Below are 17,032 nucleotides of genomic sequence, written 5' to 3'. Positions count from 1 at the left end.
AGGGAAACGGGCATGACGCAGCAAAAGGGACCGCAATTCTTCGAGCGAATGGACATTGTCGACGCGCTGCGCGGCTTTGCCCTGATGGGTCTGTTCCTGATCCACGCGATCGAGTTCTTCGAGCTGTACTGGCTGAATACCGTGCCGAGCCCTGTCCATGACTGGGTCTTCGATCTGTTCGCCGGCAAGGCGTTTGCGCTGTTCGCCCTGTGCTTCGGCCTTTCCTTCCACATCATCATGGACCGGGCAGCGACCCGGGGAATCGACTTCACCAGGCGCTTCGCCTGGCGGCTGACCATCCTGTTCGCGCTCGGTTACCTCCACGGGCTGATCTATCGCGGCGATATTCTGACGATCCTCGCCCCGCTCGGCCTCCTGCTCCTCATCTTCAACCGCATCCGGTCAAACAGGGCGTTGCTGGGCATTGCCGCTTTCTGTTTCCTGCAGCCGCAAATGATCCTGCTCACCATCGCCGCCATTCAGGGCGCGCCATGGGCGAACCAGCCGCCGGCCTACTGGTCGGACCCGACGATCCAGGTCTTTGCCAATGGCGGCTTCATGGATGTGCTCGCCATCAATCTGGTCGATGGCAATGCCCAGAAAGTCGGCTTCTACTGGGCGACGGGCCGGATCATCCAGATCATCGGGCTGTTTCTGGTCGGGCTCGTCCTGGGCCGGATCGGTTTCTTCCGCGATCTTGGCCGGTTCGTGACCCAGCGGCGGATCGCGCTAGTCGTGTTCGCGGTTCTGGCGGTCGGCATGAACCAGCTGCAGCCAGCGCTGACTGAGATGATCTCCGAAGCGAACGGACCGATGGCCCGGGCGTGGTTCGGCATGGGCTGGTCGAACATCGTCGATGTCGCCTTCATGGCTGTACAGGTGCTCGTCTTTATCGAACTGTGGCGCGGGATTGGCGAAAAAGTCCTCGGCACCCTCGCCCCGGCGGGCAGGATGACCCTGACCCTCTATATCGGCCAGTCGCTGGTTTTCGTGCCGCTTTATTATGGCTATGGCTTTGGCTTGTGGGATGACCTGACACAGGCACAGGCCTTCATGCTCGGCGTGGTCACCTTCGCAATCCAGCTCGTCGCTGCACGACTTTGGTTCAAGGCGTTCCGCTACGGTCCGCTGGAATGGCTGTGGCGGGCGCTGACCTATACGACGACGAATGTGCCGTTCCGTCGCAAACCTGCCTCAGAATCAGCCTGAAATTTTTTACCGAATTCCGAATCCGTTTTGCTACCGAACCGACTCGGGGCTTACTGAAGATTCAAAAGAAAAGAACAAAATCGGAACTGAGTGATGTCAGTGATTCGTGCGCGGTTCGTTCGCGCAGCGTTCCGATTCTGATGTCTTTTCCGGCTGTAATCCGCCTCGAAACGCATAATTTTTTGCCCATTGCCGCGCATTCACTGGCAATGTCCCGCGGGCACCGCTATTTCGGGCATGATTGCAATGTTCGTGAACCCTCAACAAACCCTGCCGCGCTCAATGGTGATCAACCGCCCGGTCACCGCCGTACTCGGCCCCACCAATACCGGCAAGACGCATTATGCGCTGGAGCGCATGGCGGCGCATGAGAGCGGCATGATCGGCCTGCCCCTGCGCCTGCTGGCACGGGAAGTGTTCGAGAAGATGGTGGCGCGCAAATCCCCGCGCGAGGTGGCGCTCGTCACCGGCGAGGAAAAGATCGTCCCGCCCAACGCGAAATATTTCGTCTGCACGGTCGAGGCGATGCCACTGGAGCGCGAGGTCGCCTTCATGGCGATCGACGAGATCCAGCTCGCCGCCGACCGGGAGCGCGGACGCATCTTCACGCACCGCCTGCTCCATGCCCGCGGCCTGTCGGAAACGCTGCTGCTGGGCTCGGACACGATGAAGCCGATCCTGAAGCGACTGATCCCCGACATCGGCTTTGTCTCGCGCGAGCGCTTCTCCAACCTCGAGTTCATCGGCCACAAGAAAGCGACCCGCCTGCCCCGGCGCTCGGCCATCGTCGCGTTTTCCGCCGACAGCGTCTATTCCATCGCCGAGCTGATCCGGCGCCAGCGCGGTGGCGCGGCGATCATCATGGGCGCACTCAGCCCGCGCACCCGTAACGCGCAGGCAGAACTCTACCAGTCCGGCGAAGTCGATTACCTGGTCGCAACAGACGCCATCGGCATGGGGCTGAACATGGATATCGACCATGTCGCCTTCGCGGCGCTTCGCAAGTTCGACGGCGTCAACAACCGGATGCTGATGCCGGCAGAGATGGCGCAGATCGCCGGGCGCGCCGGGCGGCATGTGAAGGACGGCACGTTCGGCACCACCGCCGACTGTCTGGAGATCGACGAGGAAACAGCAGAGCTGATCGAGAACCATGAGTTCGAGACGGTGACCGCGCTGCAATGGCGCTCCAACGCGCTGGAGTTCGGCTCCCTGCCCGCGCTAATGAACTCGCTGGAGAAGAAACCGCCAAGGCGCGAGCTCGTCCGCAGCCGTGTCGACGAAGACGAGGACGCGCTGAAGCGGCTTTCCAGGTTCGAGGATATCCGCGCCATGGCGACCGGCGGTGCGGCGCTGCGCCTGCTTTGGGATGTCTGCCAGACGCCTGACTTCCGCAATGTCTCGCCCGACCAGCACGCCCAGATGCTGGCGGAGATCTATCGCCAGCTTATGGACCGGGGGCGCATCGGCGAAGGCTGGCTGCGACCGAAGCTGGAACGGCTGGAGCGTACCGATGGCGATGTGGATGCCCTGTCGGCCCGCATCGCCCATGTACGCACCTGGACTTATCTGACCCATAAATCGGGCTGGCTGGAGAATTCCGCCTATTGGCAGGAAAAGGCCCGGGCGATAGAAGATGCCCTGTCCGACGCGCTGCATGAGAAACTGACCCAAAGATTCATTGACCGGCGCACCTCGGTCCTGTTGAAGAAGCTGAAAGATGATGCCCCGCTGCTGGCGGGCGTGACGCCGGAAGGAGAAGTCATAGTGGAAGGCGAATTTGTAGGCCGCCTGATCGGGTTCCAGTTCATGCTCGACCCGCGCGCCAAGGGCCCCCACGCCAAGGCCGTGCGCCATGCCGCGCTGAAGGCGCTGAAGCCGGAGCTTGCCGCCCGTGCCTCCGCGCTGGCCAATGCCAAGGACAAGGACTTCTCCCTGCGCGACGGCACCACGATCTGGTGGCGCAACTCCGCCGTGGCGAAACTGGAAAAAGGCCCGCTGCCGCTGCGCCCGGAAATCAGGCTCGTTGCGATGGAGCACCTGCCGGTGCAGTCCCTGCCGCGCATCGAAGCCCGCATCCGCGACTGGTTCGCCGACAAGGTCGAAGGGCTGTTGTTACCTCTAATGTCGCTGCAAAAGGCGGTGAACCAGGTTTCCTCCGGAGAGGGTGACAAGGAAGCGCTCGCAGGCACATCCCGCGGTCTCGGCTATCGCCTGATCGAGAATTTCGGTGCCACCTCGCGCGCGCAGGTCGCTGACGAGGTCAAGGCGCTGGACCAGACCGAGCGCGGCAAGCTGCGGAAACTGGGCGTGCGCTTCGGCGAATATACGATCTTCCTGCCTGCCCTGCTGAAGCCCGCCCCGGCGGAAATGCTGACTGCCCTGTGGGCGCTATGGTCGGAAAAAGACATCACCCAGATGGACAAGCCGAAGGCGGGCCTGACTTCCTTCCCGCTGAACCCGGATGTTCCGCATGCCTATTATTATGCGCTCGGCTATCGCCCGTCGGGCCTGCGGGCCGTGCGCATCGACATGCTGGAGCGGCTGTCGCAGGAAATTCGTGGTGCCCGCGAGAAGGCGGACATGCGCGAAGGCTTCGAGCCGAATTCGAAAATGATGTCTCTCGTCGGCTGTTCCGGCGAGGAGTTCGAGTCGATCCTGAAATCCCTCGGCCTGCGCAAGAACACCGTGAAAAAGATGGTGCCGAAGGCGCAGCCTGCTGCTGAATCCACAGCGGGTGCGGCGCAGCCTGAGAAGGCCGAAGACGCATCGGAAGTCGAAGCAACCAAGGACGAGACCATCGAGGCTGCTATCGATCCGGCAACGGAGAGAACCGCCGAGACGGAGGCCAATCCGGAAACTGTCGAGACGACCGCTAAGCAGGCAGAAGCCCAGGCCAAGATCGCTGAAAAGGTCGAGGGCGATACTCCGGCGACCGAGGCGACCGCCCCGGAAGCGCAGACCGTTGAAACCACTGAGGCCAAGCCAGCCGAGGAGCCTGCCCAAGAGGCCGCACCGCAGGAACCGGTCGAGATGGAAGAGGTCGAAGTCGTGCTCTGGAAGCTTGCCCCGCGCCATGGCAACAAGCCGCGCCGCAAGGGTGGCGAACGCCAAAGTCAGGGTCAAGGTCAACGGGATGGCAAGCCGGGCGAAGCCCGTGGCAAGCGTGATGGCCGCAAAGGCGGGCCCAAGGGTAAAGGCAAGCCGCCGTTCAAGGACAAGGGACCACGCACCTTCACCGCCGGACCGACCCGCAAGAAGAAAGAAGCCGATCCGGATTCTCCCTTCGCCATCCTTGCTGCCCTGAAAGACAAGTCCTGATGACGCCAGCGCAAGGCGCAGAACAGGATAATACTCAGCGTATTGACAAATGGCTGTGGTGCGCGCGCTTTTTCAAGACGCGCACCCTCGCCGGCAAGGCGGTTAGTGCAGGCGACATCCGCGTGACCCGGGCGGGCAACACCCAGCGCGTCGCGAAGGCGAGCTTCTGCATCCAGCCCGGCGACACCCTGTCCTTCACCCGCGGCGAGCGGCTGTTCATCATCGAGATCGCCTCAACCGCCACACGGCGCGGACCAGCGCCGGAAGCACGGGCGCTTTATGATGACCAGTCACCCCCGCCACCGCCGCGCAAGGAAAAGCCCGCCGTGCCCTTTGCCCGCGAACAGGGTGCTGGCCGCCCGACAAAGAAGGACCGTCGGGCGCTGGATCAGCTGAGGGAAGACGACGAATGACAGAAGAACAAAAGACCGGCCCCGACCCGGCTAATCCGCACCCCCTGCCCGGCCACGAGCGTGTCTGCTATCTGAAGAATTTCATCGACACGCCGCTGATCGAGGTCGGCGATTATACCTATTACGACGACCCGGAAGGCGCGAAGAACTTCGCTACGGAAAATGTTCTGTACCATTACGATTTCACCGGCGACAAACTCATCATCGGGAAGTTCTGTGCGCTGGCGACCAATGTCACCTTCATCATGAATGGCGCGAACCACGCCATGGGCGGTTTTTCGACCTATCCGTTCAACATCTTCGGCGGCGGCTGGGAGGAAGGCTTCGACCCGGCGAGCTGGGCGGCGAGCTATCGCGGCGACACGGTGATCGGCCATGATGTGTGGATCGGCCGCGACGTGCGCATCATGCCCGGCGTGACAATCGGCAATGGCGCCATCATCGCGACTTCGTCTGTGGTGACGAAAGACATCCCTGCCTTTGCCATTGCCGGCGGCAACCCGGCAGAGATCATCAAGATGCGCTTCGATGAGGCCACTATCGAGGCGCTGGAAGAGATCGCCTGGTGGGACTGGGACGCGTCAAAGATCAGCCGCAACCTCAATGCCATCCGCGGCGCCGACCTCGACGCGCTGCGCCAGGCGACCTAGATCAGGGAAAAATCAGGAGACCGATATGTTCGACAAGCTGTTTTCGAAACTTAAAGGCGACAAGGCCGAGCCGGAAGATAATACCAGCGCTGAGGAAAAGAACCGCGTGGCCTTCACCGCCCTGCTGGTCGAAGCCGCTCGCGCCGATGAAATCTATACCGACAAGGAAAAGGGCCTGATTGCCAAGCTGGTCAAACAACAATTCGCCATCGACGACGCCGATGCCCTCGCCCTGCGCGAAAAGGCGGAAGCGGCCCAGGCCGAGGCAAACGACCTCTATCGTTTCTCCTCCACGGTAAAGAACGGCCTGACGCCGGAAGAAAAGATCCAGCTGATCGAGGGGATGTGGCAGATCATCCTGTCGGATGATGCCCGTGACCCGTATGAGGACATGATCGTGCGCCGCCTGTGCGGGCTGATCTACATGTCCGACCATGAAGCCCATGAGGCCCGCCGCCGGGTCGAGCAACGCCAGGAATAGCTCTTCAGAGCGACTTGATCGCGCCCTCGTCGCACCCATCTTGCCATGTGGACAAGTTCACGCCATAAGCGCGTGCTTGAATGGATTTGAGGCTGGCGTCGCGCTAGCTAACTTATCGGACAGGAGTTACGCCCGCCCATGACCTACGTCGTCACCGATGCCTGCATCATGTGCAAATATACCGACTGCGTGGAAGTGTGCCCGGTCGACTGCTTCTACGAGGGTGAGAACTTCCTCGCCATCAAGCCGGATGAATGCATCGATTGCGGCGTGTGCGAGCCGGAATGCCCGGTCGAGGCGATCAAGCCCGACACCGAAGACCCGGACGGCAAGTGGACCGAGCTGAACGCCCAATATGCCGAGGCGTGGCCGAATATCACCCGCCAGAAAGACCCACTGCCCGAGGCGGACAAATATGCCGAGATGAAGGACAAGCTGGCAACGCTGTTCAGTCCGAAACCCGGTGAAGGAGACTGATTTCCTGCATTTTCCTGCATATTGAGGGGCCTTAATCCGCTTCATCCTTTCGCCATTGCAAAAAATTGAAGTGGAAAACTGGCTAAATTTGTGCTATATATTTGGATCAATTGGTTTTTTCCGGTCTCCGCGCGCGGTGACCGGGCCAAAACCGGCTTTTGGTGAAGGATCGTCAGATCCCTATGTAAGCAGTAAGCGGGGTCTGCTGTCCGGGTTCGATAGATATATCGAGCGGCACTGACCTCACTTTATCGGCGCACCGGAGACGGACTGAGACGTCTGGCCTGCCCTCTACAAGTATGTGTAGCGGGCATGGCGAACGAAGGGAAGATGAATTATGGCTACCGCAGCCAAGAAAACGACCGCCAAGACGACCAAGAAATCAACCAAGTCCGAAGCCCCTGCCACGAAAAAAACCGCCACCACGCGCAAGAGTGCCGCGACGAAGACCGCGACCAAGTCCACTACGCGCAAGGCACCGGTGAAAAAAGCGGCAACCGCCAAACCCGCCGCGGAGAAAGCCGCCGTCACCAAAAAGCCTGCCGCTAAGAAGGCCGCAGCCAAACTGGCCGCAAAGAAGGTAGCCGCCTCGAAAGCGGCCCCGAAAAAAACCGCGACGAAGAAAGTTTCTCCCGCGCCCAAACCAGCGTCAAAACCAGCTGTGAAAAAGGCCGCGAAGCCGACCTCGAAACCGAAAACAGAATCCATCAAGAAGACCGGCACGACCAAAACGGCGAAACCAGCCGCAACGGCCAAAACCGGCAGCACACCCACGAAAAAACAATCACTTAAAACCGAGAGTAAAGAGAAAAACGTGAGTACAGCATCCGCTAAAAAAACAGATCAGAAGACAGAGACCAAGCCGGCCGCCGCGACCGCGAAGAAGTCATCGCGCAAGGCAGCCGCAAGCAAGACCTCTTCAGCCAAGTCCGCGAAAGCTGCCCCTGCAAAGGCTGCAAAAAAAGCTCAGGACGAGGCTCCGAAATACAAGGTCAACGACCAGATCGTTTACCCGGCGCACGGTGTCGGCAAGATCACCGATATCGAGACGCAAGAGATCGCCAACATGAAGATCGAGCTCTACGTCATTGATTTCGAACAAGAGAAAATGAAACTGCGCGTACCTACCGACCGTGCCGCCGAGAGCGGTATGCGCCCGCTCTCCTCGTCGGAGATCATCGACAAGGCGATCAACATGCTGCAGGGCCGTGCCCGCATCAAGCGCACCATGTGGTCGCGCCGCGCGCAGGAATATGAAGCGAAGATCAATTCTGGCGACCTGAAATCCGTCGCTGAGGTCGTCCGCGACCTGTACCGTTCCGATGACCAGCCGGAGCAGAGCTATTCCGAACGCCAGCTCTATGAACAGGCTTTGGACCGCATGGGTCGCGAAGTTGCCGCCGTTCGCAAGGTCGGCCAGAAAGACGCGATCAAGGAGATGGAAGCTTCCCTCTCCAAGAAGAAGGTCGCTGCTTAATAAGCGCTTCTAATCCGGAATTATCCTGATATTGGCCCCGCTCGTCAGCTCGACGGCGGGGCCATTTTCTTGATGGATCAGGCCATAGACCTCGATGCGCTTGCCCTCGAAAGAGGAAGGAGGCTGGCCCGCCTCGCTCATCTGCCGTGCGAGGCGCGGCTTTATAATGATGGTGAAGTCGGTTTTGTAGTCACGCCCGAAGTTGAGATAGGTCCAGTTGCGACCCTCATAGGCATAGCGCACCCGCCCGCGCACGAAGCGCAGCTGCCCCTCGCCGTCACCTGCACTGTCAGCATACAGAACGCGCAGGGAATCACTCGCCCACAGGCCGCGATCGGTGACCTGCGCCGTCAGCTGAGCGGCGCGGAAGCGATCGTTGAAGGCGGCGGGCAACTGGTCTGGCAGGATCGAGAGATGACCCTGTTCGATCAGCGCCACCTGCAATGGCTCGCTGGCATTCGGGGCAAAAGCAAGAACCGGCTGTCGGCCCCAGCGATCCGGCTCACCGATTGGTTCGATGAAGAGATTTCCCAACGCAATAGCTGATTGGAGAGCGGCAGCGGCGTCATCCGCGATTGAGCTTTCGTCCGGGGTGAGATCGAGCAACGTAGGCGCAGCAACACCGGCAAGGCAATAAGCCTTGTCTTTATAATGGAAACAGCGGCCATCGATGATCTCGCCGACATCAGCCGTCTGGCTCATGCCGAGGACGAGAATGAGCGCGGCGGCGATCACCCGGCGCCCGTGACGCTGATGGAGGATGTCGAGGAGCTCCCGGCGGCATCGACTACGGTGACCTGGTAAAAGCCCGGTCCGGATGGTTTCCAGACGGGCCTGTTGCCGATGGCGTCGGGCGCGACCGGCGCGCCATCGACATACCAGCGATAACCGCCCTGCCCGCCACGCGCGGCGAGCGTATAGCCCTTGGCGCTATCGCGACTGGAGAGATAAAGCGCGACGCCGTTTTCAGGAAAAACGATCTCCGGGTCGCCGCGACCTTCATCCCTGTCGAGACGCGCAAGCGCAGTCCCGGCTTTCAGGTCGTCAAAGACCGGCGCGGGCCCTTGAGGCCGGGAGAGGGTTTCCAGCCGGTCGAAGACCGCGAACATGACCGGCAGGGCGGCATCCCGGCCCGTATGGCCCGGGCGCGGCTGGCCACTGGCGTGGCCGGTCCAGACGATAACGGTGTAATCATCCGTATACCCGGCGGCCCAGGCATCGCGATAACCATAGGAGGTACCGGTCTTGAACGCGATCTGCGGCGCGCGGGCAGTCAAGGCCGTTGGCGTTCGCCCGGCGGGGGTCGGCGCGGCTTTCAGGATCGCAGTAATCTCGGCGGCATTGTTCGCGCTCATGAAGCGGTAGGGTTCTGGCTTTTCGCCCTCCTCCGCCAGCCAGTCGAGCGGCAGGACCTCGCCGCCTTCGGCAAGCCCTGCATAGAGCATGGCGAGGTCGCGGGCGCTGAGGCCGAGGCCGCCAAGGGCGATGGCGAGGCTGGCGCGGCGGTCGGAACTGTCCGGCATCTGCGCAGCGACGCCCGAGGCCTTCAGGGACGCAGCAAAGCGGTCCGGCCCGATCTTGTCGAGCGTCAGCACGGCAGGCACGTTCAGCGAGTGCTGGAGCGCTTCGGCGAGGGTAACATCACCATTGAATTCGCGGTTGAAATTTTCCGGCTTGTAGCCGTCGAAGGAATAAGGCGCATCATCGATCAGGGTACGCCCTGTCGCGAGGCCATCTTCGAAGGCGAGTCCATAGATAAAGGGCTTCAGCGTTGAGCCCGGCGAGCGGCGGGCGGCCGTCATGTCGATCCAGCCGCCAGGCAGGTCAAGCCCGGCAGAGCCGGCCAGTGCCCGCACTTTTCGGCCACCATTCTCCACGATCAGGATCGCGGCATTTGCCCTGTCGCCGGACGCCTTGCTGTAGTCGGCGGCCATGCGCTCGGCCATGGCTTGAAGCCGCCCGTCGAGGCTGAGGCGCGCCTCGCCCCCCTGTGGCATGGCAGACGCAGCAGCATAAGCGGCGTGCCAGGCATGGCGTGGAAAGGACTGGCGGCCAGAGGGTAGCACGGCCTCATCGGCTTCCGCCGCCAGCCGTGGGCTGATCTTTCCTGCCTCTTCCAACTTGGCGAGGATGATGCGGCGGCCCGCGGCGGCGGCCTCAGGCCTGCGGTCAGGGCGTCGTGCCTCCGGTGCCTGCGGCAGGGAGATGAGCAGCGCCTGCTGGGCGTCGGTCAGCTGCGACGGCTCCTTGCCGAACCACGTCAGGCTCGCGGCGCGCACGCCCTCGACATTGCCGCCATAGGGCGCGAGCGTGAGATACAGCTCCAGGATCTCTTCCTTGGACAGGCGCGCTTCCAGCTGCAGGGCACGGACCATTTCGATCAGCTTGGACGGAATCGTACGTGGGCGCGGCTCCAGCAGGCGAGCGGTCTGCATGGTGATGGTAGACGCGCCGGAGACCACCTCGCCATGGCGGATGAGCGAGCCGGTGGCGCGGAAGACGGCGAGCGGGTCGACGCCCGCATGGTCGTAGAAGCGCTTGTCCTCGATGGCGATCAGGCGTTCGACGAAGAGCGGGTCGATTTCTTCAAGATCGGCCTGTAGCCGCCAACGGCGCTCACCATCCCGGTCGATGACGGTGAAGCCGTGCAGCCATTCGCCGTTGCGGTCGAGGGCGACAACGCTGGTGCGGACCTGATCGAGCGGCGGCGGGAACAGCCGGTCGGCCAGCACGATACCGCCGAACAGAATGGCGAGGACAAGCCCTGCCTTCTGCCAGAACGGTATGCGGCTGACCAACCGAGTGATCATCCGCCCCCCCTATTGCGCCGGGGCGACGGCGAGCCGACCTGCGCCCGTGCGGGCGAAAATGCCCGGCCGGTACATGTCCTCAACGACAGCGCCGGGGAAGACATACTCGCCGGGTGTCACGGCACGAACCACATAGGCGAGCGCGAACTGGCCGGACCCGGCGCGGTCGGCATTGCGGCGGACATCAAGCGCGGCGACGAAGCGGTCGTCGCGCGCCTCCGCGACCTTGGTGTAGGAGAGGTCACCGAGCCAGCGATAGATGCCTTCCTCACCGGCATCGCCCGGGGTCAGCACGCTTTCGATCTCGAAGCCCGGCGGCAGCATGTCGACGATGACCGCCGCATGGAGCAGCTGGTCCTGCGGCTGGCCGCTGAGGGCGATGACATAGCGGTCGTTCTGGCTGACAGAGCCAAGACTCGCCGACTGGCCATCCAGCGTGAAGACCGACTTGCTCAGCGTGAAGCCCTCATTGACGGCAGGCGGCGCTTCGACCGGCGTGCCGAAGACGGCGACCGAACGATAGACCGTGCCCTGCCCGGCATTGGTGAAGGTCACCTCACCGGTGATGTCAGCGGGCAGGAGGTCGAAGGCCGGTGTCGTCTGGCCGGTTGCCTCTGCGCCGTTCATGGCGATTGTAACCTCGCCGGCACGGTCGAGCAGCGTGGCGCTGGCGAGCAGCAGGAAGGCTTTCTCCTGTGTGTTGAGATAGCTTGCTTCGCTCTGCATGCCTTCCAGGTCTTCCGTCAATTGGGTGACGAGAGCCTCGGCCCCGACCTCAGCGGCGAGCGGGATCATCGCTGCTACGTCACGCAGGGGCGACTGGTAGTAATTCTCCCGGTTGCTGTAGCCAATGGTCTCGGCGGCAAGCTCGAAGGCGCGGTTGGCACGGGCGCGATCCCCCATCAGGGCGAGCGCCGCCCCGGCATGGGCACGGGCCAGCGGGCTCGGGACTTCGCCGAGGAAATTGTCGGCGAAATAGCGAAGGTCGGACAGGTCTGCCCGACCGGCGCGGGCCAGCACATAGAAGGAATAGGCTGCAGCCCGGCGGCGCAGGTATTCCTGATTGTCGGCATAGATTGAGCCCTGCTCGATGCGGGTGATGTAGTTCACCGACAGCCAGCGATCCGTACTTGTCAGTTCCTCGACCGCGTCATAGGCCGACGACAGCGCCGTTTCTGGCACGGCATAGCCCTGTTGTTTTGCACGATAGAGGAAGTCGGTGACATAGGCACCGATCCACGCTTCGGCATTGCCATCACCGGCCCGCCACAGGCCGAACGCCCCGTCGGTCGACTGGCGCGCGAGGATCTTGTTGATCGCCTCCTGCACGCGCGGGCGCAGGGACATGTCCGCCTCTTCACCCGCCATGGCACCGAGCTCATCGGCGAATAGTAGCGGGAAGGATGTCGACACCAGTTGCTCCGTGCACCCGTATGGATAGCGATAAAGGCTTTCCAGCAGCGGCTTGGGATCGATACCGCGCAACGGCGAGAAGGATACCGTCACCTCGGTCGAGCCCGGATAATACCCGGCGATCAGGTCGCTGGACGGGGTATAGGTCGCGCCTGCCTCCATCGCTTCTGTCGTTACCTGAGTGACCGGGAAATACGGCGCGCGGACCTGGATCGGATAGCTGCGCTGGACGGCAAAGTCCTGCGGGCCTTCCACATCCAGCAGCACTTCGCCGATGCCGACATCGCCCGCCGTGAGCGAGAACAGCGCATCCTGACGCTGGTCCTTGGCGAGGTTGACGTTCAGCGTCTCGTCTATGCTGACCGGGCCGACACCGTCGACATTGACGGTGTAGACACCGCTGCGGCCATCGACATTGTCGATCAGCAGCGTCGTCGAGGCCGTGTCGTTCGGGCCGAGGAAGCGCGGCAGGGCGAGCTCCGCCGGGACGGTATCGCGCACGGTCAAGGCTTGAGCCGCCGAGCCGACCTTGTCGTCGGTCCAGGCGACAGCCATCAGGCGCAATTCGCCATTAAAGTCCGGAATGTCGAGCGGCACGTCTACCGTGCCATCGCCACTGATCGTCAGGATGCCGCTGAACAACGCCACCGTCTTGGTCGGCACGACGGTCAGCCCCTCCCCGCCCAGCTGGTCGCCACCGAAGCGGGTCGGCGCGGCAAGGTTCGGGTTCAGAAGACGTCCATAGTCGTCATAGACCTGCACGCCCAGCGCCTTCTTGCCGAAGAAGAACACCGCCGGGTCGGGCGAGTCAAACTTGGTCAGGCGCAATATGCCTTCATCGACGGCGGCGACGGTCATCATCACCGCTTCGCCCGCTGTTGCGCCATCGACATCCACCGGCAGGGTGACCTGCTGGCGCGGACGGATCATGTCGTCGATATCGAAAGTGAGGTCGAGCGTGCGCGTGTCCATGTCGAACGGTACGTAGGCAACGCCCATGGCGCGGCGCGGGACCGGCTGGTCGACGGCATCGCGTGGCGTGACGACCGTGGCGAGCACATAGAAGCCGCCGCCCCATGACGGATCGGTATCGATATTGATCTCGCGCGCGCCCTCATCGATCCGCACACGCTGGATAGAGTGGATGCGGTCGGTCGCCACCACAATCGTCGCCTCGCCAGCATAGGGCGCGGACAGGGTGACCTTGGCGCGGGAGCCAGGTTTGACCGCGCGGTCGGGCGTTGTCAGGCTCGCCTGATCGGGCGTGTCGGCGCCGGAAGCATAGGACGAATAGCCCGAATAGAAACGGTGGCTGGTCAGGACGCCCGTCTCGCTGTCGGTCACTTCCAGCCGGTAGGAGCCATAGTCGAGATCACTGGAGAGTTTGGCGAGACCGTCTTCATTCGTGTCGAGCGTGCCGGTCGCGATCAGGATATCCTGATAGTCGCGACGCCAGCGCCATTCGCCATTCTGGCGATACCATTCGAAGCGATAATCCTCCTCGATCAGGCGCCAGTCGAGAGATGCCTCCTCGACGGGTGTCCCTTCGCGGTCGAGCGCGAGCAGGGAGAAAACGACATTTTCGTCATTGGAGCGGCGCTCGCCTTCGTCCTGGCGCACACCGACATAGCGATCCAGCGTGCGCACCGGCACGCGGGCACTTTCCTGAACGAAACGCCCACCCGGCTCGGCGACACCGACGACGAGGTCGGCGCGCAGGGGCATGCCATTCGCCTCGACATCATTGTCGATGGCTAGCGTCAGGGTCGCTGCACCCGCACCGTCGGTCATCGTCTCGCCAAGGCGCAGATAACGCTCGTTGAAATAGCTTTCGGTATCGCCGAAGCGGAATTCGGAATAGTCAGGGAACGGATTGGGATCGACCCGCAAGCGGGCATCGCCCTCCACAGCGAGGCCGGAGCCCGGCGCGCCATAAAGGAAGCGGGCGTCGACCTCGACCGCGCGGCGCTCGCCGGCGAACAGCGGCGTGTCTTCATCGGCCACTACCTCGACCGCGATGCGCTGGGGCACGAAGTCCTCCACCGCGAAGCTCTCGGAATACTCTTCCTGCGTCCCGTCCACTTTGAGCGTCGCGGTCCACATGCCGCGCGGCGCGGAGGACGGGATTGCGAAATCGGTGGTAAAGCCGCCGACTGTCGTCTCCTCGATGCGGATCACCTCGGCTTCGGTATAGTTCGGGCGGCGCAGGGTCAGGGTTGCCGGGCGGCCTTCGACGGCATTGCCGGCATCATCGCGGATCATGCCGGAGATATGCGCCGTCTCGCCCGGGCGATAGATGCCGCGGTCGAACCACATGTAGCTGTCGACGGCACCGCTGGTATAACGGCCATCGATATTGCGATCGGAAAGATCAAGCGGTGAGCGTGACAGGTCGATGGCGGCGAAGTCGTCTTTCGGGCCATAGGCGACAATCATCTGCGGCGCCAAGGCGCCCTCGCCGCGGGTAACCGGACCGGGGAAACGCACAAGGCCGTCGCCATCGGTCGTGCCTTCGGCCAGAATTTCATTATTGCGGGCGATCAGCTTGACAGCGACCTTCGACAGCGGCCGCGCCGTCTCCAGCGAGCGCACGACGAGGTCAATGCCTTCATCGCCATGATAGGCAGAGAGTGCCATGTCGGTGAACATGATCCAGCGCCAGGCCCGCGCCGGCTGGTAATCATCGACACCCTCCGAGGCATCCTCGACCTGCAGGAAGTACGCACCGGGTTTCAGTCCGCCGCTTTCGGCCCGCGCCTCGCCCAGGGCAGCGCCGAGCGGGAAGACCGTTACGACGCGATCATTGCGATCCATGGCGACCGGCAGTTCGCCTTCCCAGACCTTCACGCCATCATCGAGGGCGCTTTCGTCACCCCACGGATAGCCATAGCTGCCTTCCGCCGCGCCATCGCCTTCGGTGATGCGCTTGTAGACGAGCCCGCGCTCTGCGACGCGGTAGACAGAGATTTTCAGCGCCTCGACATTGACGGTCTCGAAGCCGACGCCATCGGCCTCCATGCGCGGCAGTATCACGCCATTGCCGACAAAGCCCACATAAGCCGGCTTGTCGCCGAAGGCGACGGTGACGCCCTCGGCACGTGCCAGCGCCGCGCCATCGGCGCCCGGCAGGCCCTCGCGCAGGGTCGCCTGATAGGTGGTGTCAAAGGCAACGCCGGAAACGCACAGCGTGTTGTTGGTCACTTCTGTCACAGCCTGCACAGACGGCTCGAAGCGGACATAATCGGCATAGTTCACATCGCCGGAGGAGACGAGATTGCCAGTGAAGGAGAAACAGGCACGCGGCACGTCGCCGGAGGTATCTAGGGTCAGGCGGGAGAAGCCAAAGCCGTCCGGCTCAGCGCCTTCACCAGCGCGGGGGGCGTCGTCTGCACGGACAGTCTCGAATTCGCGCTGCTGGTCGAAGGCCTGATTGGCCTGGGAGACGCTCTCGATCGCCGGGCGTCCACTCTGGGCGAACTCCCCCGACGCGATTGGCCGCGACCCGACCCGCCCGATGAACAGCCCCGCCGCGAATGCGATCAGGACGAACACGCTTGCGATTACCAAACCCTTGCGTTGCATGAGTAAATCTCCCTCGACTGCCATATGGCAGCATTTCCTCGTGATTGGGCGTGATTATGACGCGGGCAAGGCGATTTTCCTATGGTAAATTGTTGGTTTTACGGCGGTTTAATTAGGGGGTTGGGCCTTTTCGGGTGCGCCAAAAACCGCTAAGGCAGGAACTGGCTGGCCCCGTAGCTCAGCAGGATAGAGCACGAGATTCCTAATCTCGGGGCCACAGGTTCGAATCCTGTCGGGGTCACCATTTTCCCAGCATTCACGGCTGTTGCGCGGACAGGCTAAAGCGTGGTTCGGCCGCAGCTTTAGCTCATTTCCCATAGTGTTGGAGTGATGCAAGACGCTGTTTTTGCTGGTGCTTGAAAAAAATTGCCGGGCCATGACCGATTTCAGGGCCGTTTCCAGCTTCTCCCTATGTGCAGGAACTTTCGCATGAAGGAGAGATATCATGAAGACGAACCAGCCTACCCCCAATCGCCGCCGCTATTTCCACAGCTTTCTGGCCGCTACCGCCCTTCTGGGCGTCAGCGCCGCTAGTATCGCACTCGCCCCCACCGCGGTGGCACAGATCACGAAAGCCCAGATCGACGGAACCTATCAGGCCGCAGAAGATCCCGCGATCGTCAACCGGTTCGTGGTCGATATCTTCGGCGGACTGGAAGTCACACCGATCCGCGACGGACGCAACGGCCAGGTGGTCATCTACGAAAAAGTCAGCGAAGGCCTATGGCGCGAGGCTGGCCCGTTCCTGAAGAACCGAGCCACATATACCTATACGAATTCAGGGGCATTCCTCTGGCAGAACAGGACAGGAACCAAGAAATACACACTCTACCGGACAGGGCGTGACCAGGTCGCGACTGACAATTACGTCATCCAGGGGAGCTATATGCTCGACGGTGTGCGGAGCAATTACAACGTCTTCGAGATGACCGATGGTGACACCGTTCTCATTACGCCCTACCGCAACAACCGCAAGGGCGCGGCAGTCACTTACAAGCGCTCGGCCCCGGACGAGTTCAGGGCCACGAACAGCGCGGCAACCTATACGGTCCTGCCAAACGGGGACCTGCTCTGGGAGAGCAATGACAGCCGCAACATCCGGATCAGCCTGACGCCCCGTTAAGACTGGCTGACGACACAATGGTGTGCCCGGAGATACTGCCTGACAGGAAGACTCCCGGCACATCACCCCCTGAAAA

General features: G+C 62.2%; 12 protein-coding genes and 1 tRNA gene. 9 read left to right on the top strand and 4 right to left on the bottom strand.

What is annotated here, in order from left to right:
* The first annotated feature begins 12 nt into the window (after window positions 1-12).
* The 6 genes from FF098_RS03945 to fdxA all read left to right on the top strand — a co-directional run bounded on the left by FF098_RS03945 (window position 13) and on the right by fdxA (window position 6,551).
* On the top strand, window positions 13-1,209 hold the full coding sequence (locus FF098_RS03945) for a DUF418 domain-containing protein (protein ID WP_155137678.1): 1,197 nt from the start codon (window positions 13-15) through the stop codon (window positions 1,207-1,209).
* A 252-nt stretch (window positions 1,210-1,461) separates the two neighbouring features.
* Entirely contained in the window at window positions 1,462-4,530 is a 3,069-nt protein-coding gene (locus FF098_RS03940; protein ID WP_205967367.1) for a helicase-related protein, read from the top strand.
* On the top strand, window positions 4,530-4,943 hold the full coding sequence (locus FF098_RS03935) for an RNA-binding S4 domain-containing protein (RefSeq protein ID WP_155137675.1): 414 nt from the start codon (window positions 4,530-4,532) through the stop codon (window positions 4,941-4,943). The genes FF098_RS03940 and FF098_RS03935 overlap by 1 nt, the downstream gene beginning before the upstream one ends.
* Window positions 4,940-5,593, top strand: coding sequence for a CatB-related O-acetyltransferase (locus FF098_RS03930; RefSeq protein WP_155137672.1), 654 nt, complete (start codon window positions 4,940-4,942; stop codon window positions 5,591-5,593). Before FF098_RS03935 ends, FF098_RS03930 begins: the two co-directional genes overlap by 4 nt.
* A 25-nt stretch (window positions 5,594-5,618) precedes the next feature.
* Window positions 5,619-6,074, top strand: coding sequence for a tellurite resistance TerB family protein (locus FF098_RS03925; protein WP_166426308.1), 456 nt, complete (start codon window positions 5,619-5,621; stop codon window positions 6,072-6,074).
* 138 nt (window positions 6,075-6,212) lie between these two features.
* Window positions 6,213-6,551 (top strand): ferredoxin FdxA, encoded by a 339-nt coding sequence (fdxA, locus tag FF098_RS03920; protein ID WP_155137666.1) that lies wholly within the window; start codon window positions 6,213-6,215, stop codon window positions 6,549-6,551.
* A 291-nt stretch (window positions 6,552-6,842) separates the two neighbouring features.
* On the opposite strand, the gene FF098_RS17500 is transcribed toward fdxA, so the two are convergent.
* Window positions 6,843-7,325, bottom strand: coding sequence for a hypothetical protein (locus tag FF098_RS17500; RefSeq protein WP_205967366.1), 483 nt, complete (start codon window positions 7,323-7,325; stop codon window positions 6,843-6,845).
* A gap of 40 nt (window positions 7,326-7,365) precedes the next feature.
* On the opposite strand from FF098_RS17500, the gene FF098_RS17495 reads away from it, so the two are divergent.
* Window positions 7,366-8,028: a CarD family transcriptional regulator gene (locus FF098_RS17495; RefSeq protein ID WP_205967365.1), complete on the top strand. Its 663-nt coding sequence runs from the start codon at window positions 7,366-7,368 to the stop codon at window positions 8,026-8,028.
* A 9-nt stretch (window positions 8,029-8,037) separates the two neighbouring features.
* On the opposite strand, the gene FF098_RS03910 is transcribed toward FF098_RS17495, so the two are convergent.
* From FF098_RS03910 to FF098_RS03900, 3 genes are read right to left on the bottom strand one after another with little or no spacing between them, the layout of a single operon-like run.
* On the bottom strand, window positions 8,038-8,763 hold the full coding sequence (locus FF098_RS03910; RefSeq protein WP_155137660.1) for a hypothetical protein: 726 nt from the start codon (window positions 8,761-8,763) through the stop codon (window positions 8,038-8,040).
* Window positions 8,760-10,838: a penicillin-binding protein 1C gene (gene pbpC / locus FF098_RS03905; protein ID WP_155137657.1), complete on the bottom strand. Its 2,079-nt coding sequence runs from the start codon at window positions 10,836-10,838 to the stop codon at window positions 8,760-8,762. The genes FF098_RS03910 and pbpC overlap by 4 nt, the downstream gene beginning before the upstream one ends.
* Before the next feature lie 9 nt (window positions 10,839-10,847).
* Window positions 10,848-15,833: an alpha-2-macroglobulin family protein gene (locus FF098_RS03900; protein WP_166426307.1), complete on the bottom strand. Its 4,986-nt coding sequence runs from the start codon at window positions 15,831-15,833 to the stop codon at window positions 10,848-10,850.
* 167 nt (window positions 15,834-16,000) lie between these two features.
* On the opposite strand from FF098_RS03900, the gene FF098_RS03895 reads away from it, so the two are divergent.
* A tRNA-Arg gene (locus FF098_RS03895) sits at window positions 16,001-16,077 on the top strand.
* A 201-nt stretch (window positions 16,078-16,278) separates the two neighbouring features.
* A complete protein-coding gene (locus FF098_RS03890) occupies window positions 16,279-16,956 on the top strand; it encodes a hypothetical protein (RefSeq protein WP_155137651.1) in 678 nt (225 codons plus the stop codon).
* Window positions 16,957-17,032 lie beyond the last annotated feature (76 nt).

The sequence above is a fragment of the Aquisalinus luteolus genome (assembly GCF_009712425.2).
Classification (GTDB): domain Bacteria; phylum Pseudomonadota; class Alphaproteobacteria; order Caulobacterales; family Parvularculaceae; genus Aquisalinus; species Aquisalinus luteolus.
The sequence above is the reverse complement of the archived record's forward strand: the minus strand, read 5'-3'. Positions and strand labels throughout refer to the sequence as shown.